Genomic DNA, 21,951 nt, shown 5'->3' on the forward strand with positions numbered 1-21,951 from the left:
GATCATGAGTGGTCAGTCACCGTCCAATCGCACTAGTTATTGGCCCTTGGTTGGTCTCAGCGACCGGCACAAGTGTGCGTTCGATGAGGCCGGCCAGGAGTGCGGTTCTCCGGGGAATCTCGGCTATGACGGAATACTCGTTCTCTGCGTGGGCTCCCCCGCCTACTGCGCCGAGCCCATCGAGAGTGGGGATCCCAAGTCCGGCAGTGAAGTTGCCATCCGATCCCCCGCCCACTTTCGCGCCGGCGAGCTCTCCCAGTCCAAGGTTCTGAGCGACGGCACGCGCACTCTCAAACAGGGAAGACGACATGGTTGTCTCCATTGGGCGGCGGTTTAGCCCGCCAGTGACGGAGACAACTGCCCCCGGCAGGACGGCCGTCAAAGACCGCATTCCGACGTCCACCCTGTCCTGCTCTTCTTGATTCCATGCCCGGACGTCCACCGCTACGTCTGCGGTTGCAGGTACCGTATTCGTCGTGGTCCCCGCCGATAGCACCGTGGGGACTACGCTCGTCCCTTGCGCTTCCGATGCCAGTTCCGCGATTCGCAGTACCTGATGGGACAACTCGACTGCGGAGTTGATGCCTTTTTCGGGTTCGAGTCCGGCGTGGGCAGCTTTCCCCGAGACGCTCACACGATAGTCGGACATTCCCTTGCGACCGATTTTGAGTGCGCCGCCCTCGGCTGCAGCTTCGAGTACAAAGACGGCGTCGCTTTCGGCCGCGGCGGATTCGATCAGCTTTCTGGAAGTATGTGAACCGATTTCTTCGTCGCCGGTTATCAGGACCGTCACGGAAGAGCCCGGGGCCAGGGAGGCCACGGCATGGAAGGACATGACAACTCCGACTTTCATGTCGAAGTTGCCCGGGCCACGGACAATACCGTCGTCCTGGGAGAAGGGTTGCTTCACCAACGTTCCATGCGGCCAAACTGTGTCGTGATGGCCGAGGAGCAGGACTCTGCGCTTCCCTGTGCCTAACCGCCATCTCAGGTGTGTGCAGCCGTCTATGACAATTCGTTCCCCTTCAGCACCGAGGATCCGTTGGCCCATGGAGAGCACTTCATCTGCGCTACGAGCGACGGCGTTCAGATCAGCCGACGGGGACTCCGTTTCAACGAGGATCCGAATGTCTTGAAGCATTTGGTTGGTAAGCGCGCCGAAGTGGGCAAGGGTTTCTGTGGTCATACTGGAGAACTTTCAGTCGTGGGATGGTGTGGAGAATGCTTCCCGAACCATTCGACAAGCAAGGTGTTGACGGCATTACGTTGTGACGGAGACCCGGTGAAGATGAACTCGTGGTCCGCGTCAGGGATGATCTTGAGTTCTGCCTGAACCCGCCCGCTGCTCAGCGCATTGAACCAACGGCGAGCTTGCGAAAGGGTGCTGTCATTTTCGCCATGGAAGACCAGCGTCGGGGTGACGACTCTGTCAACATGGGTGATCGGTGACATGGTGGCGTATTTTTGCGGGATGTCGGCGGGGTATCCACCGAATTCGGACCGGGCGATGTAGTGACCGTCGCTTGAAGTGAGAACCAAGCCGGCGAGATCACACAGTGACCCCCCGGCTGCAGCGGCAATGAAGCGCTGATCGCGTGTGAGGAGTGCGTTGACGAGAAAGCCGCCGTAGCTGTAGCCCGATACGGCGATTCTTTCGGGGTCGATGCCACCCTCTTCGACCATCTGGTCGATGATCTGGAGTACTTCCTCCCCGTCATGAATACCCCAAGCGCCGAAGACGCCGCGTGAAAAGGTTTCGCCGTATCCATCGCTCCCACTGGAATTGATGAGGACAACCACCCATCCCTGTCGTACCAGCTCCTGCTGATAAAGGAAGGCCTCATCGACCGCTCCGCTCCATGCCTGGTGCGGCCCCCCGTGAAGGTCGACGAGCAGCGGGCACCCGGTTTCTGACGTGTTCGCCCGAATAATCCAGCCATGGATTGTCTCTCCCCCGCGCAGTCGCCATGTGTTGGGAGCCGGTTTAAACAGCGGAGTTGCAGCTTCAGGATCCTCAGTTCTTATCCCCAGGAGGGTGCACCGCCCACTACTGGTGTCAAGGACAGCGATGTCGCCAAAAGCGTCGGGGGTCCGCACGGTCGCGGCGTACTCTCCGGAAAGCGATGATTCGGACAGCTCGAGGATGTCAAAGCCGGGGTTCTCCCCCAAATGCTTCACGAGCCTCCCATCCGTTCCGCCTTCAAACGCCCGCACCCAGCCGCCGTCGCGGGCGCAAATCATAAGGGACGATGACCCGACAGGGCCCACCCGAAGATTCCGCACGCTGCGGTCGAACGAAGCGGTCAACGTTTCGTAACCGTCTCCGGCGAACCGAACCATCATTGCCTGAGTGTTCCCGGCTCGGGTATCCGGGCGCCCCGTAAGAACAACTGACATCCCGTCGGAAGCGAACGTCGCGGCAAGGATGTGGCCCTTGTCGGGGCCTATCTGGTGTGCCTCACCGGACCCGTCAGTGCTAGCCAGCATTGCCGCGGTCACGTCGGTGCGATGGGGATCGTCGCCGAAAGGGCTGACGAAAACGATGCTGTTCGAGTCAGGGGACCATCCAAATTCGCCGATTTCAGCGCCAGCATGGATCACGGTGGTCGTTCCACTGCGGAGGTCGAAAACCACCAGTGACTGATCGATGCCATGGCCGTGGGCGGTGGTGGTGAAGGCGACGTGAGTGCCGTCCGGGTTCCATCGAACGCGAGCGATCTCATACGGGATGGTAGCGAGCAACTTACTGTCGGTTCCCGTTGAGTCCACGCTCCAAACCGACGGCGGTCCTTCCTCATAGCTGAGGAACCCAATTCTGGAATCGGAAAGCCACATCGGGTCGGAATCCCGAGAACCTGAAGTGAGTTCAACTACGGTGGGGTCATCGATGCGGACCAGACAAAGACGGCGGATGTAGGTGTCTTTCTCCCTGTCAACAGACCGCATGACCAAGGCAATAGCCTGTCCATCGGGTGAAATTGCTGGTTGTTCGGGTATGCGAAGACCATACAAAAGTTCCGTGACTGACGACATTCAATCCCTTTCCCTCGATGATTCCGGCATAGTCCGAGCATGCACCATGAGCCCCGGTCAAAGATGGTGCATCCCGACATTTCAGAACGGGTCCACTCGGTGGATCCGACGACTTCCCCTGGCATTTCCAGGCAGGGATCCCCAAAGGAACGTCCATAATTCGTCTAGAACCACGAACTGCCTGTGCCGTGGGATTGCAATGCTTAAGAGGGGGTCGGCGACCCGGCCAGGAACTTGATCTACTGAAGTGAGGTAACTGATGGCTGTGAGCTTCATCATCCGTGGCGGAACCGTTCTTGACGGTTCTGGTCAACCCGGCGTGCAGGCAGATATTGCAGTCAGCGGTGACCGCATCGTTGAAATCGGCAGGGTCGCGGAAGTGCCGGGGGCAGAGGAGCTCGATGCCCGGGGTTGCCTTGTAAGCCCAGGCTTCATCAATGTGCTCAGCCACGCCTACATCACCCTGCAGCAGGACCCCCGAGGACTGTCCGATCTCTACCAAGGGGTTACTACGCAGATCTTCGGTGAAGGCGCGTCACTTGGGCCCGTTCGGTCGGCCATGTCAAGTTCAATGTCCGAAGAAATACTCGGATTCGGTTCCTTGCCCGTTGGCGTTCGAGCATCCTGGCCGACTTTGCGTGGATTCCTCGAACACCTTGAACGACGGGGGGTCGGGTTTAACGTCGGTAGCTTTGTGGGGGCCGTTAATTTGCGTGCCGCGGTAGCCGGAGACGCTAAGCGCCAACTCAGCGCAGGTGAACTTCATGACGCTTGCGAATTGTTGGACCAAGAGCTGTCGGACGGGGCCCTCGGTGTAGGGTCCGCGCTGATCTATCCCCCCGGAAGCTACGCGGATACGGCTGAGCTCATCGCCTACTCGAAAGTGTTGGCACGGCACGATGCCCTCTACATTTCCCATCTGCGCAGCGAGGGAGACCGGCTGCTCGAAGGCGTTCGGGAACTGATCGAGATCAGCCGGGCATCTGGTGCTCGCGCCGAGATCTACCACCTGAAAGCAGTGGGCCGGGAAAACTGGTCAAAGCTGCCCGTGGCTCTGGACCTCATAGAGGCCGCACGATCCGAAGGACTCACGGTGACAGCCGATGTCTACCCCTATGCCGCAGGAGGCACGGGGCTCATATCCTCCATTCCGCCGCGATTCAGAATAGGTGGCATCACTGGACTCCGGCGGTATCTGGAGAACGCAGCCGGACGGGAAGAAATCCGTGCAGCCTTCTTCGTCGAGGATCCCGGCTGGGAAAACCTGTATGCAGCCTCAGGTGGGGCGCAGGGAGTCATTATCCTTTCGGCCATACCGTCCCTGGCTGTCCAGCCCGGTACCAGCCTCGCCGCCATCGCTGAAGAGCGTGGCGATTCGGATCCTCTTGACACGTTGATGGATCTCTTGGACGTCGAACCCCTGACGGATGCGGCATATTTCATGGCTAACGAAAATAATGTCCGGCTCGCCTTCGATCGTCCGTGGGTCTCAGTCGGCTCAGATTCGGACGCGCCCTCCACTGAGGAGCTCTTCGCAGGACATCCCGTTCATCCTCGGGCTTTCGGCGCATTTGCCCGCGTCATCAGCAGGTACAGCCGGGACGAAGGAAGAGTCAGTATCGAAGAAACCGTAAGACGACTCACGGCCCTTCCCGCACGCAACCTTCGGCTAAAGGACCGGGGATCGATTTCCGTGGGTGCATTCGCGGACATCGCTGTGTTCCGTCTGGATGGGATCGCTGACACGGCTACTTACGCTCAGCCAGCCAGCTATGCCAACGGCATGCGCCACGTTCTCGTCAACGGTGTTCCGGCACTTTATGAAGGCCAACCCACCGGTGCACTGAACGGCCAAGCGTTAAGACGGTGCTGAGCCTGACTCAAAAGAAGACCTCCGAGTGGGGCGGTGCTTGTCTAGCGTCCGCTTCACAAGGAGGTCTTCACTGTCCCCTGCTAACGCGATCCTGACGCCGGGGTCCGGCTCCGTCTGGCTTAGTGCATGGTTGATGGAAAGTTGCCGCTGCGTCATGCGGCTGAAAGCTTTCAGGTTTCGGTCACGACCCGATGGGCTGCCCGCTACCGGGAGCACTGCGATGCGGGCATGGGCGATCGTTCCAGCCGGCCCGTCAGCTCCCCTCAGCGGACCGCGACGAACCGGCGACTTGGCCACGCCTACCTGCCCAACGCCGTCGGTGACCACTCACGTCCGGCCTGCTGCGATCGACCTCATGGAAGCCACCTTCAGCAACAGCAGGAGCTCGTGACAAAGCCCCGAGGTCAGAGTGCCCCGGGGCTCGGCAAGTAGCTCGTCAACTGGTGATTACAAGGAGAACCCAGGGGGCACTGCCAGAGCAGGATTTTCTTGAGCGAACCGGCGAATGTTTTCCACGGTGCGAACCCAGTCGTAAATGAGTTCCTTGGCAGATACGAGCTCGATTCCGGCGCGCTCCATGCGAGCCAGGCCGTTGGCGTGTGCGGCCTGAGGTGAGAAAAGTGCGTCGTGAACTGCCACGACGCGATGTCCCAGAGCTTTGAGTTGCAAAGCTGAATGGGCCACGCAGACATCGGTCTCCAACCCGACCAGGACTGTGGTGGATGCTCCAGTGGCGGTAATCGAAGCAAGTATCTCCGGGTTGTCCGCCGCCGAAAACGCGAACTTTGGAAGAACAGGTGAGCCTGCCGCCAAGTTGCTCCTGATGCTGGCAGCCGTGTGCCCGTTGCGCGATGCATCCTCCTCAGTCACGACGACGGGAACATCGAGGGCCTGGGCCGCACCGACTACCCAACTAATTCTCTCGAAGACCTTCGCCAGGGTTTCCCGGTCGACATCGGTGCGGTGCTCTCGATAGAAACTTTCCTGCGCATCAATGACCAGGAGCATTGAGTCGTCAATATCAATCAAAGCCATGCTGGGTGGATCCTTTTTCGTTTAGATGTGTGCTGAGGAATTCGTGGTCGGGTCAGACAGTACGTCGTTTGTCCACCACATCGCGGAGGGCTTCTCCGACGAGATTGAATGCAAGGACAAGTCCCACGAGGCAGAGCCCGACGGGGTAGATAAGCCACCAGTAGCCTGACAGCAGGTAGTTGACCCCGCTGGAGAGCTGCCCTCCCCAGTCGGTTTCGGGGTAACTGAGCCCGAACCCCAGGAACCCAAGAGTCGCAACAGCAAGAATGGTGTCAGCAACCTGGAAGGTGATGTTCACAATGACCACGCCCAAGGCGTTCGGAATGAGGTGCGTCAGCACCAGCCTCCACTTCCCGGCCCCCATGCTTCGGGCCGCTGAGACATAGTCCCGCGTCCGCAAGCTGAGCACTTCGCTTCGAACCAGCCGGGCAGGGACGAGCCACGAGAAGAGACCCAGAACGATGCTGAGAGACAGAACCGAAGGGTTGAACCTGGTCGAGACGATCAATGCCACGAAGAGGAACGGGATGGCCATAAGAATGTCGACGAAGCGCATCATCACGGCGTCGGTTTTACCCCCGATAAGTCCTGCTGCAGCGCCGTAGAGGGTGCCAGTGACGGTCGCAATCAGGGCTGCAAAGAAGCCAATCTGGAGGGATATCTGTCCACCTTGCATCAGCCGTCCCAGGACATCGAAGCCTTGGGCATCCGTTCCGAGTAGATGCTCTGAAGAGGGTTCCAGCAGTGCGTTCAGAGTGTCCACGTTGTTCTGGTTGCTCTGATAAACCATTGGACCCAGGAAAGAAAAGAGGATGAAGAAAGCTACCAAACATCCTCCGGTGAGGCCGAGCCGGTATCTTGCCACCCCTTTAAGCGTCAGCGGCAGTCGCCAGGAAGCAGCGACTCTTTCATCTTTGGATGTTTCTGGGGAAGGCTCTTGTTCTGTCTTGGCGCTCATGATGAGGCTCCGTTCACGTGGCTGATCATGACAGCTTGATCCGAGGATCAGCTGCTGCAAGGACGACGTCGGCGATTAAGGTTCCGAGCACGGTCAGGACTCCGCCGATCAGGGTGTAGGCGAGTAGAACCGGGTAATCCTCCCGCTGCAAGCTGTTAATGAACAACAGTCCGAGGCCTGGATAGTTGAAGACTGATTCGACGATGAGGTTGCCAGCCAACAGCGATGGCACAGACACCCCTATCAGGGTGATCAAAGGGAGACTCGAGTTGCGCACCAGGTGGTTTCGTATGATTCCACGTTCCGAGACGCCTTTGGCACGAGCTACCTTGATGTAGTCCTGCCCCAGTTGGTCGAGCGTCGAAGAGCGCTGGTACCTCGCAAAGACTGCGATGTTCGATGCGGCCAGGGTTAGCACTGGAAGTGCCATGGCGACAGGATCGGTAAAGATGACAAAAGGGGAATTGGATTGCGATGCCTGGGAGGGAAAGATCCCCAGCTTGATCGAGAAGATCTCGATCGCCAGCAGGGCAATGAAGAACTGCGGACTGGCGTAAAGGAGGAACGTCACTCCAGTCAGAGCTGTATCGCTGGCGCTGTTGCGCTTGGTGGCTTGATAGGTTCCCAGCGGGATGGCAATAATAACGGCCAGAACGAGCGCTGCCAGGGACAGCATGGCGCTCCGGCCAGCATTATCGCTCAAGAGATCTGAAACACTCTGGTTGAGTTTAAAGGACTGCCCGAGGTTTCCTCGCAGTACTTCACTCACGTAGCTGAGGTACTGCACGACCAGCGGCTGATCGAAGCCGTGCTCCCGGTTGAACGCGGCGACAGCATCCGCCGAGGCTGTTGGGCCCAGCACGCTACGCCCGGGCGCTCCTGCCATGAAGTGCAGCAGAACGAACACCACGATCGAGATGCCAATGACGACGATCAGCGATGTCCCCAGCCTCTTCACTATGTACCGAACCATCGAATCAACTCTTTGTTCTTAGTTGGGGCAAGCAACCTGCTCGCCAATGGTGCCTGGGGCCGGTTCTCCCACCACAGGGTGTTGGAACCAACCGGCCCCCAGGCCAGACATTTTTATTTCGTGTAGTGCCAGAACTCGGGAGTGAGGACGCCTTGAGTCACGTTGGCGAAGGCATCAGGGTTTCCGGATAGTTCTTTTTTCCATACGACAATCCCGGACGGGCTAGGCATGAACAAAACCGGCAGGTCCTGCGCCAGGAAAGTGGCTTCCTTGGAAAGGGCGTTCGGATCATTCCCGAAGACGGATTCTTCCATCAACTTGTCGGCGGTTGCGCTGGAGTAGCTTCCACCGTTGAATGCGCCCTTAGTGCTAAAGACCAGTCCAGCTGTCGGGTAGCCACCGAGGTTGATCGGGCCGGCATCTTGCATCGCCCATGCATTCATGTTTTGGGGGGCGAAATTATTGTCGTAGTTTTCGTACATGAAGTTTGTAGCCTTGGCCGTAGCTTCGATGTTGATGCCAACTTTCTTGGCCTCGGAGACGAACGCAGCGTTGCGTGCACCAATGGTCGCGGGGCTATTGGCATAAAAGAGGTTGAAACTGATGTCCTGGCCCAGTGGAATATCTGCCCCGCACTGATCCGGGCCCGTGCCAGGACGAACGCAGGTGGTCTTGCCCTGCTCCACAACGTCCCAACCATGTTCTGTGAGGAGCTTCTTGGCGTCGTCAACGCTGTAGGGGTGCGGGGCCTTTGAACCGGTGGTCGGCGCGTACGGCGAATCCGGGCCCACCGTCGAGTACAAAGGCACAGCTGCACCGTTGTAAATGCCCTTACTCTTCACGTAGCCGTCTTGGTCGATCAGGTGCTGCAGAGCTTGACGCATGTACGGCTGTGCGATGAGCTTGTCGAAGTTGTTTGTCGTGTTCTTATAGTTCAGGAACAGCGAATTCACCGCGCCGCTTTTCGGAAGGCCATAAGCGTGGTATCCAGCGGCTTCCAGGGCAGGCACCTGAGACAGGTTGACCGAATCGAGCTGCCCCATTGTCAGGTCGCCGCTGCGGTACTGGTTGAAGACAGCCGAGGATGACGTGAACGCACGGAATTCGATGGCATCCAACGTGGAGGGACTCGGCCCGGTGTATTCCTTGTTGGGTATTACGGTGAAGGCACCCGTTGCGGCGTCGAATGATTTCAGACGGAACGGACCGTTGACGACCTGCCACAACGGATTGGTGGCAAAAGTCTTCTGATCCTGGGACGACGTGTTGAGGTAGTCGTAGATTGCTTTTGCGTTCTCAGGATTCGAGTAGTCGAGTGCTGAGCCGCCGTCCGAACTCTTGTTCCAGCTGGAGGACGGCAGGGGAACGACTCTGGAAAGCACAGAGTTGGTGAAGAAAGACGGGTTGTACGCATTGGACATTACCAGCGTGACGGTGTCTTTCGACGTTGCTTTGGCACTCACAAGATCGTCGGGGAATTGCCCCGGGGTGTAGTAGCTCCAATTAGCGGCGCTCTCCTGGAGCGCTGCCTTGATCAATTCGATTGCGAAGATAAGGTCTTCGGCGACGACCGGCTGGCCATCGGACCATTTGTAGGAGTCCTTGACTTTGATCGTGACGGTCTTCCTGTCCTCACTGAACGTTGGAAGTTCTGCCAAGCTGAGGTCTTCGTTGATCTCCGGTTTCGCTCCCGAGGACGTCCAGTACAGCGGACGATACATTTGGGCCGATGCAACTATGCTCCCGTTCGAAGCCGCCGGAGCGTTGGGGAAAATATAATTGGGTGCAAGCCCAGGGGCCAGTGCCACAGTCACTGTTCCTCCGGCTTTTGAGGCACTGCTTGCTTCCGGCAACGAGCCAAAGGCACCCGTCGTGTCCGCCCGCCCGGACGTCCCTCCCCCGGTTCCTCCGCCCGTGCACGCCGAAAGAGCGGCGGCCAGCATGACTGCGATGGCGCCGTGCGCGATACGCGATCTGGGCATCTTTTTCATTCGTAACTCCAAATCTTCTTTGAATTGGGGACATCTGATGGCTGGTTGGTCAAGATCTCGGCTTCGTCCCGTTATTACGAATCCTGACAGAATCCGGTTTTTCGGCGTTCGTCTGATTGCACGATTGCGCTTGGACTCATTCATCAAGCAGCACGAGCCGTTTCGGATGGGGTTCTTGCTGCCAGGCTCTGTTCGCTCCGCCGGGCGCTTCGGCTGCGCTTAGGGGAAAGTGACAAGCCACCCTGTGGCCGGGCTGTATGGCAGCAAGCGGTGGCTCCGCCGTGGTGCAGATTTCCTGCGCCATGGGGCAGCGCGTCCTGAATCTGCAACCGGATGGCGGGGAAATAGGGCTCGGCAGCTCGCCGCGGACACCGGCGGCCGGCTTTCCTCGTTCTATTGCTGGATCGGGTTCCGGTATGGCGGCGATCAGGCCAGCAGTGTATGGATGGGCGGGGCGTTTGTAGATATCGTCCCCGGTACCTTCCTCGACCAACTTTCCGAGGTACATGACCCCGATGCGGTCAGCCAAGTATTTGACGACCGCCAGATCGTGGGAAATGACCAGAGAAGTAAGGCCTAGCTCGTTTTGAAGTTTCCTCATCAAGTTGAGGACCTGGGACCGGATTGAGACATCAAGGGCGCTGACCGGTTCATCGGCAACCAAGACACGGGGCTCGACTGCCAAAGCCCGGGCCAGACCAATGCGCTGACGCTGGCCACCGGACATCTCGTGCGGAAGTTTCTTGAGCGCCGACAAAGGAAGACCGACGTGATCGAGCAACTCAGCCACCCGCGATCGCCGGGCTTCGGCGTCGAGCTGCCCGGCGATCACGAGCGGCTCGGCGAGAATCGCGGAGACCTTCATGCGCGGGTCCAACGATCCGTATGGGTCCTGGAACATCATTTGGATTTCACGTTGCCGGTGTCGGGCATCCCGACCTTTTACATGGGAAATGCTTTTTCCATCGAGGAGAACCTTGCCGGAGGTTGGGGCCTCCAGTCCGACGATCATGCGCCCGAGAGTAGTCTTGCCACACCCCGATTCTCCTACCAGCCCATATGTTTCGCCCGCCCCGATAGTCAGCGAGACATCCGAGACCGCTTTGACGCTGCCCAGGGATCGGCCCAGGATTGCCGAAGAGGATCCACGGTATTCCTTGACCAGATGGACGAGGCTGAGCCTCGGCTTCGTGGGCACATCTTTCGTGATAGCGGACCGGATCTGGACTTGGGCGGATTGGTCTCGTACACCTTCCCCATCGATGGGGTTCCAGCACGCGAACAAATGGTCGGTCGACACTCCGGCGAGGACAGGCTCCTCTTCGTGGCACTTCGCCGTCGCGTTTTGACACCGTGGCGCGTATCGGCAGCCGCTTTGACGTTCCGCCAAGTCCGGCGGGATTCCCTTGATTGAGTAGAGAGCTGTTCCGCGGTCTTGGCCAAGCAACGGGATAGAGGCCAGGAGGTCGCGTGTGTAGGGATGCCTGGTTCTCGAAAAGAGGTCTTCAGTGCCAGCGATTTCAGCAATCCGTCCCGAGTACATGACGTTGACCCGGTCAGCTCTGCTGGCTACTACCCCCATGTCATGGGTGATCAGGACCATGGACATCCCCAGCTTCGCCTTGAGGTTGTCGAGCAGTTCAAGCACTTGGGCTTGAATTGTCACGTCCAAGGCGGTCGTTGGTTCGTCGGCGATAACAACTTTAGGTTCGCAGGCCAGCGCCATGGCGATCATGACCCGCTGGCGCATACCGCCCGAGAGCTGGTGCGGATAGTCGCCCATCCGCTCCCGGGGCCTGGCTATTCCGACCATGGACAGAACCTCTGCGGCACGCTCCAGCGCTTCACGGTTCGAAGCTCCACGGTGGATTCGAACTGGTTCAGCAATCTGGTATCCGATGGTCTTCGTCGGGTTTAGAGAGGTCATGCTGTCCTGGAAAATCATCGCGATGTCGTTCCCGCGTACTTGCCGATAAGCTCGCTCCCCCAGCCCGACGAGTTCGTCGCCGGCCAGTGCGATGGATCCACGCGAAATGGAGCCGCCGGGCGGAAGCATTCCCATGATGGCCAAGCCCGTCATGGACTTTCCACACCCCGACTCTCCGACAAGGCCCAGTGTCTCGCCCTCGTTCAAGTGAAAGGAAACCCCGGCCACGGGCTCAACTTGCTGGCCATGGGCGTTGATCCTAATCGCGAGGTCCCGGACGTCCAGGACTCGGCCCACCTCACGATCCACGGGTTGTCCTGTCTCAATCATCGGGTTCCGTTCCTGTAGGTGTACCCCGCAGGGGTAGGCGAACATGTTGAAGTTGCTGGCTCTGGGCCGGGGCTAGGCATTTTTGTGCTGCTTGCTGAGCGTGGTGACGGCAAGATAGGCAGCGTGGCCAATGGCCGCATCTGCCCTTGGCTGTCGGTCCTTCAACGACTGGGACCGCAGGAAGACCGCGACTGCATAGCTGGAACCATCGGGCAAGGTCACAACACCGGCCTCATTGCGGACGGTAGGAAGTGTGCCGGTCTTGCCCGCAACGATGGCTGAATCATCGAAGCCGGAGGACAGCCGATGGGTCCAGACCTGTTCGGCCATCATTGAACGGATCATTTGGTTGGCTGGGGTATCCGGGTGGCCGGCCCAGATGCTCGAAAGTAACGTGGTGATCTCCCTGGGTGTCGAACGATGCAGAGATTTCCTTGGATCCAGGGCCCGTACAGACTGCAGGTCGGCCCTTTGCAATGCCTCGCCCATGGCTTCAAAACCGCTTTCGGGAAGCAGGCCCAAGTCCTCGAACATTGTGTCCCAGAGTGCCAAGCAGCCACCTCCGATGTGGGTCTCCAGCAGTTCTAGTTCATCGAGTAACGTGCTGATGGCGTCAACGCCGACCCGTTCGAGGATGAGGTCAGTCGCCGCGTTGTCGCTGAGCGTGAGCATGAACAATGCGAGGTCCCCGAGGCTCATTTCCACGTCCTGGCGGCACCCCCCTGCCCCGATACCCCCCACCCGGTATTTGGGCCCTACGAGCACTCTTTCGAGAGGATCCACGCGGCCTTCCTGAACGGCACGAGCGAAGGCCAGAACAACAGGGATCTTGAAAACTGATGCCAAAACAACCGGTTCGTCGGCTCCCACAGATATCTCCCCGGCGCCAGGGGCTATGGCCCGGGCGTGGAGTGATCCGGTGACATCCGCCTCGGCAAATATCGCTCGGATCTGATCTGTGATGTCATTCATTGGAAGTGATCCTTAAGGCCGTTGGTGATCAAAGGGCAGCACGCCATGTGGTGTACCTCTCATCCAATCTAATCTTCGAGCTCGTTGGATGGCTCGTGCGTACGGATGAAAGGAAGGACTCCTGTTGGTCGATCACGACAAACGGCCTCCGGCGCGAACGGGGCGGCCGGGAAGGACGTCCGTGATCAGCTCGTCGTCTCGCACGAGGATTTGGCCATTGACCAAAACATAGGAGTAACCGGTCGACGCCCTCGTGCTGACTTGAAAGGTTGACTGATCAGAGATCCGCTGGAGGTCGAAGACAACCAGGTCCGCGTCACAGCCAGGCTGCACCCGCCCCTTCCTGGTCATCGCCGGTACAAACGGTTCGAGTACCTGCGCTGGGGCCAGGGTGCAGCGGCCTACCGCCTCGAGCAACGACAAGGCACTTAATTCGCGGACGTACCTACGGATGTACTTTGAGAAAGTTCCCGCAGTGCGCGGATGCGTGACCAATTCCAATGGTGGCGGCCAGTCCATCGGGTTCTTGCCAAGCGTGTGCCAGGTAAAGGGGATGGCATCTGATGCAACGATTGTTCCCGGGAAAGTCATGCCCGTATCCAGCAAAGCCTGGTCCATCGGGTCTTCTTCATGAAGGTAGTGGATCAGAGCGAGGCCACCGGGATCCCGCTTCCTCAATTCCTTGAGGTGGAGGGCATCCGACACAGACTCCCCGGTGGGAGCGTAGACGATCGACTGTGGCGTGATCCCGAGCTCATGGAGTCTTTCCGGCGCGAGAAAGTCGGCGCTGATGGCCGTCATCCCCGCACCGTAGGGATAGGCCTCTGTCGTGACGGGTGACGGGGAAGCCTCAATCAACCTGTGCACCCGATCAATCTGCCGAAGAGCTGTGCTGTGAATGTGGCAGTAGTGCGCCCTGACACCGGTTTCCTGCGTCACGCGAACGATCTCCTCGGCGCCGTCGATCGGGGTGTCTGGTACCTGCTCGCTCAAGGCACGGGGGTGAGTGAACGTCGTTACTCCTGCTTCGGCAGCGATACGGCTGATCCCCACATATTCGCCGGGATCCACCCGTGGCGCATACCCGATCATGACCCCTATGCCGAGCGCACCGTTATCAAGGTCCTCTCTTAGTCTGTCAAACATCGCCGCCCGCTGTTTGGCGGAGGCTGGACGCTGCCAGGCTGGATCCCCGAAATGCATCAGCGCGTGGGTGAGCTCGCCTGAGGCTTGGAGTCCCCCCACCTCGACCATCCGGGCCTGTTGCCATGACGTTGAGTACCCGTAATTGATCGGTCGTCCATGGACGGCCGCGTGAGCGTAGGCTTCGGCTACAGGAGAGGCACCTGCTTCAAGTTCCAGTGCAGTAGTAACGCCGTCGCGCGCTTGGAGCCTCCCACCGGCTATGGACTGCGCATGACTATGCAGATCAATCCAACCAGGTGCCACGACCAGCCCCGACACATCCAAGGTCTTACGGGCAGGAATGGGGGCTGACGAGACGGTTGAGATGGTTGATCCCGTTATGCCCACGTTCCGAATCTCATCGAGTCCAGTCTCGGGGTCCACGACGCGGCCACCCACCAGTGCGACATCGCATATGCCTGGTTCGAACTCCGGCGGGACCGTCTGGTCAACACTCTTCAGGGTTTCCCGGTGTCCTTTGCGGGATGCGTTCTCTGCCACGATTGCCTTTCATTCTTCAGGGATTGCTTAGTCGGCAGTGATAACAGTGACACTGACGACGGAAAGATCGGCCGTGAGCCTATAAGCGCATCGGTGGTGTATAGGTCTCAGGGGGAGCGCCATAGGGAAGCCCCTCATCGAACCAGACACTTGGAGTGGCGGCAAAGGAAGCTATCACTGAGCCAGCAGCGACGCTGCTTCCGGCAGAGTGGTGCAGGTCAACGATCACGCCATCGAACGGTGACCGGAGTTCGAAAAGGGTCTCAGCTGTGCAAATATCCGAGATCACGTCATTTTGACCAACAACGTCTCCGGCACGCACTCTCCACGCGATGATTTTCGCTTCCTTCAAGCCATCGCTCAGCTCAAGTTTCAGTACTCTGTTCATTCTTCCTTCCTCGGTTCGGCGCCCTATCGTCCCGGCCATATGCCTTCGCGCTCAGGTTGAATCCGAATATTGCCTTGTCGACGGATACGGGGGATATCACCCTTGGAGCGAGCGAAGAGCCTCGGGGATCCGAGGATGAAGGGCTTGGATGGTTGGCTCCTCGAGCCAACAGTAGAGAATCCGGTGTCATCCCGGATCCGTACTTATCTCTCAGGAATGCGCTGCAGTTCCGTCGATTCGGACGAAAGGGGAAAACGCTCCGGTATCTTCTTCCGGTCTTGACCGCCTTACAGAGCTTCTCTCCGCGCGCCCAGCAATGCAGCAACGTCATCGATTGGTCATCTTATTGGTCAATCTGATCATTCAAGAGCCAGCTCAGAAGACGTGGTGACACATTTTGCCCATTTTTAGTGCCGCCTCTTGCTTAAGGCCAATCTGCACGCCCCAGATTGGGTTACGAGTTCGGTGGATGTGGTCATAAGCCCGTCCCGGGAGGAGACTGCCTCGGGCCTACCGTCCCGTGAGCAGTCATGCGTCGCTCACGAAGCCCCGCTCCTCTAGCTCCCAACCCTGGCTTGAGTCAGGCTGCGATAATGCTGGCGTGGCCGGCACCGCTTGGCGGGGCTGGCCGCGCTGGTGCCTGGGTCTTCAGGGCACGTCAACCAATCAGCAAAGCGTTAACCCAAGGAATCCAATGTGGTGACAGACCACGACGCGACTACTTTCGTCGTAGTCGACGGTTTAGGTGGTGACGATTCTGCCGGGTGCACTACATCTGACCTTGCCGTGGATGTCAGTGTGGAGTTAAGCAGGCTGGAAGATCGGAACTGAGGAAGGCAACCGTGGCAGAGAACGTGGACCAGGTCGGCGTCCGTGAGGACATAGCTCAGGGCCGGCCCTCACCTCCTGACGAACATCGACACGACAGGTTCAGGGGAATGGATCTGGGAAGTTCTTTCGGCTGGATGTGCACGAAGCACAATGTAGTAGGAGCCCAGTTGGGGATTCTCGACCTCAGCAGCTCCGATGGGTCGGCTTCGACGTCCGAGACGTCTTTCGGTTTGCTCAACAGGTCCACCGGCGCTGCCGTCGTGGACAACTCAATATTCCAGCTCGGCTCCATCACGAAGGTATGGACGACGGCGTTGATCATGCAGCTTATCGATGAGGGACGCCTGGATCTGGATACACCTGTTCAGCACGTCCTGCCGGATTTCAGCCTCGAGGACAAGACTGCCGCCGGCCTAGTGACGATCCGCCATTTGCTCTCTCACACCAGTGGCATAGACGGCGATGTCTTCACAGATATGGGCCGCGGAGACGAAGCTGTGGAAAGATACGTAGCCAATCTCGCAACCACACATATTCTCCATCCTCCCGGGCGCGGATTCTCCTATTCCAACGCCGGTTTTGTCGTGGCTGGCCGAATCGTCGAGGTTCTTCGAGAGATGAGCTGGGACGAAGCTCTACGCAAATTCCTGACGGAACCACTGGGACTGACGCATGTGGTCACCCTTCCAGAAGAGGCCCTACTCCATTCGACGGCAGTTGGTCACTATCTGGATGCCAATGGGTCCCAGCACCGGGTCAATGTCTGGGGCATAACGCGCGCGTTGGGACCGGCGGGGCTGATCACTTCCAGGTCCTCGGATGCTTTGGCCTTCGCAGCAGCCTTTCTCCGAGGGGGGGTCGGCCTAAACGGTGCCAGAATTCTGAGCACGTCGAGCGTTGCAAACATGTGCAGCCGCCACGTGGACCTCAAAAGTCAAGGAGACACAGTAACTCAATGGGGGCTTGGATGGTTCCTCGAAGATTGGCACGGTACCACAGTGATCGGTCATGACGGAGTGACGATCGGCCAACGTGCGTTCCTTCGGATTTTTCCGGAATCAGGGCTTGCCCTGATCCTATTGACTACGGGCGGCGAAGCTGACGGACTGTTTCACGAACTTCTTTCCCATCTAGCCGACGATATAGGCGCCCTGGTCCCCGCAGCGATTCAGCCGGTTCCTGGGTACTTGGATCCTGATCTTCAAAGCTATGTGGGCACCTACAGTGACGGCGGGAAAGACATCGTCATAGAGGCGAACGGTGAAGAACTCCTAGCCGTGGTGACGCCAAGAATAGTGTTGGGCGTCGGCAAAGACGAGGCAGAGGTCTTTACGCTTCTACCAGTCCATGCAGGCGTTTTCGCGCTGCGGGGAACTGGCAACGCAAACTGGTCACCAGTGCGTTTTTTCCAAGTTCATGGGACGAAGTATTTGACTCTTTGGAACCGCTCCATTCCAAAGTCCAAGTGATCTGTCCCCCAGAATTGGACAACCCGTCTTCTTCTGGGCGAGCCAGCCAGAGAAGCGCCGCGCCAAGACTCTAAAGCAGCGCAACGTAGAGGCGTTCTGCGCGTACCTGACCCATGAGCGTTATGGAGCGGAGCCCGGCATATCGGGAGAGACCACCGAGCTTAGCCACACTCGATTCGCTCGATTTCGGTACTGGTTCGGGTTCACACTGCGGCTTGGCTGGTTCCTCGAAAACTGGCACGGCATATCAGTGATCGGTCACGACGGGGTGACAACAGGACAACGTGCTTTTCTTCGCATTTTTCCATAAGCAGGGCTCGCATAGACTCTTTTGACCACCGGCGGTGAAGCTGATGGACTTTTCCAGGAAGTCGTCAGGGAGCTGGCGCATGAGATGGCGGGCGCACTCATCCCTCCACCTGTTCAGCCGGGTCCAGGGTTTTTGGATCCTGACCTTCATAGTTATCTGGGCACCTACAGCGACAGCGGCAAGGACATTGTTGTCCAAGCCTCACCGCAAGAGAAGTGCTGGGTGAGCTTGTGGGCCTCTTCTTCGTCGGTGACGTAAGAGCGGGTTCCACCACCAGTCCGGTTCTTCCCGGGCGAACTTCTCCGGGTGGAACACCCGCATGGAAGCCGTGATCTGGGCGACGTCAGGGATTCGGCCATCCAGTCAACAGACCGGCGCAATCCTGTCGGGTCCGAACCTCCGGCCTTAGCCAAGGGCCCCTAGGCTGAACCTTCACCCTTACGCCGAAGGAGGAACGTGATGGCTCCCGCCGCAGCCAAGACCAGCGCCACGATCAGCCCGATGGTCCAACCGCTCATGCCTGCAGACGAAGCCGCCAGCGGGGTGGCTGCCTCTTGCGACTGCGAATCGACAGACGCCGAATCCTTATCAGCTGACGCGGCCGGCGGCACCGAAATGCTGGGCGCGGCCGACGGAGTGGCGGCAGGTGTTGAGGCCGTCTCGGTCGGCGTACCTGTTTCAGCAAGCTCGACGGCGGGAGCGTAGTCACGCGGCCAAGGAACCACCACCGGGGCTACTCCCGTTCCGGAGTGCTGTGAAACATCAACCTGGCCGGCTCCCGCCTGGCCGGGCTGTCCAGCAGCAGCGGCCGCGGCAGCTTCGGCTTGACGTGCGGCTTCGGCGGCTTTGGCAGCGTCGGCGGCTTTGGCAGCGTCGGCGGCCTTGCCTGCGTCGAGGATTGCCTGGTCTGTGAGCCTAGCCAGCTCCGCGACTGCAGCGTCGACCGCGGCGGCCTGCTTGGCATTTGCCGCGTCCTTATCGGCGGCGGTGAATTGCTCAGTTAACGCAAAAGCCTGAAGTTCCGCCCGCCCGCTGGCCATCGCTACGCCAGCCGCAGTCTGCAGTTCTGGAGAATCGAGCTTTATAAGGCGGTTGGCCAACACAGAGTTGTCCAAATACTCGGCGTCGGCGAGGCCGTACTCAAGGAAGTACCGGACGTCTGCGTGATTGGTCGACTTAACGGCGGTCTTGGCAGCCTTCTGTACATGTTCTCCACCAGTGGCCATATGCTGAAAAGAACGTTGCCTGTCATTTATGAAAGCGGCGTCATCCAGATTGTCCGCGGCATCGTAGCCGGCGGTTACGAAGTTCTTGATCGCGGCATCGCCACCGAGCAACGCAGCCTCGGCTGCCTTCCGCACCTCGGGCGTACCTACCATGGAGAGATCCAAGGTGGCCTGACGGGCTTCACTAATTTGGGCGTCGAGATCAGCTCCCGGCGCCGTAAGCGTGGACAACAGGTCTGGAAGCTCGCTTGCGGCCGTCTTGAAGACAGCCTTAGCTGGCTCCAGAGACGCGAGGCGGGCGTTGTCCGCCGTCTGCTTGGGCCAAGCTTGCGAGAAACGATAGTTACGCTCCTCTAGCAAGCGCCTCAGGTCGGTTTTTTTGGGGCCATCAATGGCGTTTCGTGCATTGTCCAGGGCAGCTCTCGAGCGCTCGGCTACGGCCGCCGCGCCGAGAGGGTTTGCCGCGATATCTGCCTTCACTGAGTGGAGCAAGTTGGTGACAGTGGTCAACTTTTCGTCCTGAGCTGCAGCAACAAATTGGCCGTAGCGCAGGAAAGTAGCGAGGACTTCCGGATCATAGGTGTCCAGAGCCGCCTGCGCTCCGCGAGTGACGCCGGCAATGGGTGAATTCGTCAGGTAAGTTACGGCCTCCCGATCCTGACCTTGAGCAGTCTTTCGCCAGCCTTCAAGAATGAACCTCTCGATGGCTTCTCCGCCCTGATCCAGGCTATTGGAAGCGGCCTTGCGGATGGGGCCGGTGTAATTGAGGAACCTCGTGGCAGTTATCCGCAGATCGAGATCCCAAGCCAGGGCCCAGCCCCTTGAGAGGAAACTGTCGATCACGCGCGGGTCGTTAGTGGCCAGTACCCTGACCGCGCTTTCCCTCACGTTTACGCTCCCCCGCGTCGTCAGCTCGGTGACAAGCTGCTTGCGGTCGGCCGCGAGTGTGACGTCCTGTCCGGCGTCGAGGAATGCTTGAAGCGCATCTGCGCCACCCACCAGCGCGGTCGCGGCGGCAGCGCGGGTTGCCGGGCCACCCGTCTTCCACAGCTCAACAACGCCGGCGGCGTCAGTAGCCCGCTCCACAAATGGGACAGGAGCCTGAGCGGCGTGCGGCACCTCAAAGGTGGGAATGTCGTAGGCCTGGGCTGGAGCAGCGAAGAGCAGAGAAGCCCCGGCTACAACGGCAATAAGGGCAGCGGTAACACGGCGCCGGGTAGCGCGGAATGAAGAAAACAAGGGTCCCCCAAGTAACGGATGCGACGGCAGCACGGAGTTCAATGGGGGCGACGCGGATGCGAGGGATGCCTGACCGGTGACGAGCTGTCCGCGGTCATCATATCCGACTCCGGACTATGACTTTTACCACTGCGAAAATCGTCGCGGCCGGACTGTCTGCGATCAAAGACACCAAACCCTCGTGAGTCCCATCACAAGGGCTTCAAAAGTGATCTGCTGGATAGCGATCCCCTCCCAAAGACGAGAAGGTTTTACTATGCAACAAACCAAGCTGGCCACGGAGAGCTCTGTCCTCCAGGCCGCGGGTACGGCGCTCAGCCGAGGCCTCAACGTCCGTCACATTCGCTTCATGGCGCTCGGATCCGCAATCGGCACCGGCCTTTTCTACGGCTCCGCCTCCGCCATCCAGAAAGCTGGCCCTGCCGTCCTGCTGGCCTACATCATCGGCGGCGCTGCCGTGTTCATGGTGATGCGTGCGCTCGGTGAGATGGCCGTCCGACACCCTGTGTCCGGATCCTTCGGCCAGTACGCATCCAAGTACCTGGGACCGTTCGCGGGCTTCGTGACCGGGTGGACTTACGTGTTCGAGATGGCGATCGTGGCCATCGCCGACGTCACGGCCTTCAGTATCTATATGGGCTTCTGGTTCCCGCAGGTGGACCGGTGGATTTGGGTACTTGCGATCATCCTGTTCCTTGGCGCCATGAACCTGCTCAGCGTGAAGGTGTTCGGGGAGCTTGAGTTCTGGTTCTCGCTCATCAAGGTGGTGGCGATCATCGCCATGATCGTCGGCGGTGCGGCGATCGTCATCTTTGGTTTCCAAACGGGCGACGGTGGTGGTGTGGCTCCGGGGCTCGGGAACCTCGTCAACCATGGCGGCTTCTTCCCGAACGGTTTCGAGGGGCTCCTGGCCGCGTTTGCCGTGGTGATGTTCGCCTTTGGCGGGATCGAAACGATCGGTATCACAGCGGGTGAGGCCACAAACCCGAAGAAGGTCATCCCTCAAGCGGTTAACACTGTGCCGGTCCGCGTCTTGCTCTTCTACGTACTGACTCTGGGCGTGCTGATGAGCATCTTCCCCTGGAACGAGATCGGCAGCAGCGGCAGTCCGTTTGTGCAGATCTTCGATGGCCTGGGGATCCCTGCCGCACCGCACATCCTCAACGCCGTGGTCATCACGGCTGCGCTTTCTGCGATCAACAGCGACATCTTCGGGGCCGGACGCATCCTCTTCGGGCTGGCCCAGCAGGGACACGCACCCAAGAGCTTTAGCAAGATCTCCCGCCACGGCGTTCCGTGGATGACCGTGGTGATGATGGGCGGCATCCTGCTGGTGGGCGTGGTGTTGAACGCGGTCATTCCGGAGGACGTGTTCGTGCTCATCGCATCCATCGCCACCTTTGCCACCGTGTGGGTCTGGGTGATGATCCTTGCTTCGCACGTTGCCATGAAGCGGGAGATCAAGCGCAAAGGTCTGCCGGCGTCGGAATTCGGTTCGCCGCTGTGGCCCGCGGCATCGATCCTGACCATGGCATTCATGGCCATGGTGATCGTGATCCTGGGCGTTTTCGAGGACACTCGCATTGCTTTGTACGTTGGTGGCACCTGGCTGGTGCTGCTGTTCGTGGCCTACAAGCTGTGGGTCCGCGGCGGCGGCCTGCGCCGCGCAGAACTGGTGGACGAGACGGCGTAGTTCTCCGCTCCAAGATG

General features: G+C 59.2%; 15 protein-coding genes. 4 read left to right on the forward strand and 11 right to left on the reverse strand.

What is annotated here, in order from left to right; genetic code table 11:
- Positions 1 to 16: 16 nt before the first annotated feature.
- Both CQ020_RS15475 and CQ020_RS15480 read right to left on the reverse strand, forming a co-directional pair.
- Positions 17 to 1,186, reverse strand: a complete 1,170-nt coding sequence (locus tag CQ020_RS15475) for a M20 family metallopeptidase (RefSeq protein WP_219844542.1) — start codon at positions 1,184 to 1,186, stop codon at positions 17 to 19.
- Positions 1,183 to 3,033 carry a S9 family peptidase gene (locus CQ020_RS15480; protein WP_105692655.1) on the reverse strand — a complete coding sequence of 617 codons (1,851 nt, stop codon included), beginning with the start codon at positions 3,031 to 3,033 and terminating at the stop codon, positions 1,183 to 1,185. Before CQ020_RS15480 ends, CQ020_RS15475 begins: the two co-directional genes overlap by 4 nt.
- A 259-nt stretch (positions 3,034 to 3,292) precedes the next feature.
- On the opposite strand from CQ020_RS15480, the gene CQ020_RS15485 reads away from it, so the two are divergent.
- Together CQ020_RS15485 and CQ020_RS24775 are read left to right on the forward strand one after the other, a co-directional pair.
- Positions 3,293 to 4,906 carry an amidohydrolase family protein gene (locus CQ020_RS15485; RefSeq protein WP_105692656.1) on the forward strand — a complete coding sequence of 538 codons (1,614 nt, stop codon included), beginning with the start codon at positions 3,293 to 3,295 and terminating at the stop codon, positions 4,904 to 4,906.
- 126 nt (positions 4,907 to 5,032) lie between these two features.
- On the forward strand, positions 5,033 to 5,338 hold the full coding sequence (locus CQ020_RS24775; protein WP_105692657.1) for a leucine zipper domain-containing protein: 306 nt from the start codon (positions 5,033 to 5,035) through the stop codon (positions 5,336 to 5,338).
- A gap of 15 nt (positions 5,339 to 5,353) precedes the next feature.
- Here CQ020_RS24775 and CQ020_RS15495 read toward each other — a convergent pair whose 3' ends face one another.
- The 8 genes from CQ020_RS15495 to CQ020_RS15530 all read right to left on the reverse strand — a co-directional run bounded on the left by CQ020_RS15495 (position 5,354) and on the right by CQ020_RS15530 (position 15,166).
- Positions 5,354 to 5,941: an isochorismatase family protein gene (locus CQ020_RS15495; RefSeq protein WP_105692658.1), complete on the reverse strand. Its 588-nt coding sequence runs from the start codon at positions 5,939 to 5,941 to the stop codon at positions 5,354 to 5,356.
- A gap of 52 nt (positions 5,942 to 5,993) precedes the next feature.
- Entirely contained in the window at positions 5,994 to 6,731 is a 738-nt protein-coding gene (locus CQ020_RS15500; protein WP_258141909.1) for an ABC transporter permease, read from the reverse strand.
- 193 nt (positions 6,732 to 6,924) lie between these two features.
- A complete protein-coding gene (locus CQ020_RS15505) occupies positions 6,925 to 7,872 on the reverse strand; it encodes an ABC transporter permease (protein WP_105692660.1) in 948 nt (315 codons plus the stop codon).
- A gap of 113 nt (positions 7,873 to 7,985) precedes the next feature.
- A complete protein-coding gene (locus tag CQ020_RS15510) occupies positions 7,986 to 9,863 on the reverse strand; it encodes an ABC transporter substrate-binding protein (protein WP_181151900.1) in 1,878 nt (625 codons plus the stop codon).
- Between the two features lie 136 nt (positions 9,864 to 9,999).
- On the reverse strand, positions 10,000 to 12,120 hold the full coding sequence (locus tag CQ020_RS15515) for an ABC transporter ATP-binding protein (RefSeq protein ID WP_105692662.1): 2,121 nt from the start codon (positions 12,118 to 12,120) through the stop codon (positions 10,000 to 10,002).
- A 72-nt stretch (positions 12,121 to 12,192) separates the two neighbouring features.
- Positions 12,193 to 13,092: a serine hydrolase gene (locus CQ020_RS15520; protein WP_105692663.1), complete on the reverse strand. Its 900-nt coding sequence runs from the start codon at positions 13,090 to 13,092 to the stop codon at positions 12,193 to 12,195.
- Positions 13,093 to 13,224: 132 nt separating this feature from the next.
- Positions 13,225 to 14,778: an amidohydrolase family protein gene (locus tag CQ020_RS15525; protein ID WP_219844536.1), complete on the reverse strand. Its 1,554-nt coding sequence runs from the start codon at positions 14,776 to 14,778 to the stop codon at positions 13,225 to 13,227.
- 79 nt (positions 14,779 to 14,857) lie between these two features.
- Complete coding sequence (locus CQ020_RS15530) at positions 14,858 to 15,166, reverse strand: biotin/lipoyl-containing protein (protein ID WP_158256312.1); 309 nt, start codon at positions 15,164 to 15,166, stop codon at positions 14,858 to 14,860.
- A gap of 842 nt (positions 15,167 to 16,008) precedes the next feature.
- On the opposite strand from CQ020_RS15530, the gene CQ020_RS15535 reads away from it, so the two are divergent.
- Positions 16,009 to 17,466 carry a serine hydrolase gene (locus CQ020_RS15535; RefSeq protein ID WP_105692664.1) on the forward strand — a complete coding sequence of 486 codons (1,458 nt, stop codon included), beginning with the start codon at positions 16,009 to 16,011 and terminating at the stop codon, positions 17,464 to 17,466.
- 729 nt (positions 17,467 to 18,195) lie between these two features.
- Here the strand turns inward: CQ020_RS15535 and CQ020_RS24655 are convergent.
- A complete protein-coding gene (locus CQ020_RS24655) occupies positions 18,196 to 20,241 on the reverse strand; it encodes an ALF repeat-containing protein (RefSeq protein ID WP_105692665.1) in 2,046 nt (681 codons plus the stop codon).
- Between the two features lie 256 nt (positions 20,242 to 20,497).
- Here CQ020_RS24655 and CQ020_RS15545 point away from each other — a divergent pair, with 256 nt between their 5' ends.
- Complete coding sequence (locus CQ020_RS15545) at positions 20,498 to 21,934, forward strand: amino acid permease (RefSeq protein WP_105692666.1); 1,437 nt, start codon at positions 20,498 to 20,500, stop codon at positions 21,932 to 21,934.
- Positions 21,935 to 21,951 lie beyond the last annotated feature (17 nt).

The organism is Arthrobacter sp. MYb23 (genome assembly GCF_002979775.1).
In the GTDB taxonomy this organism is placed as follows: Bacteria; Actinomycetota; Actinomycetes; order Actinomycetales; family Micrococcaceae; genus Arthrobacter.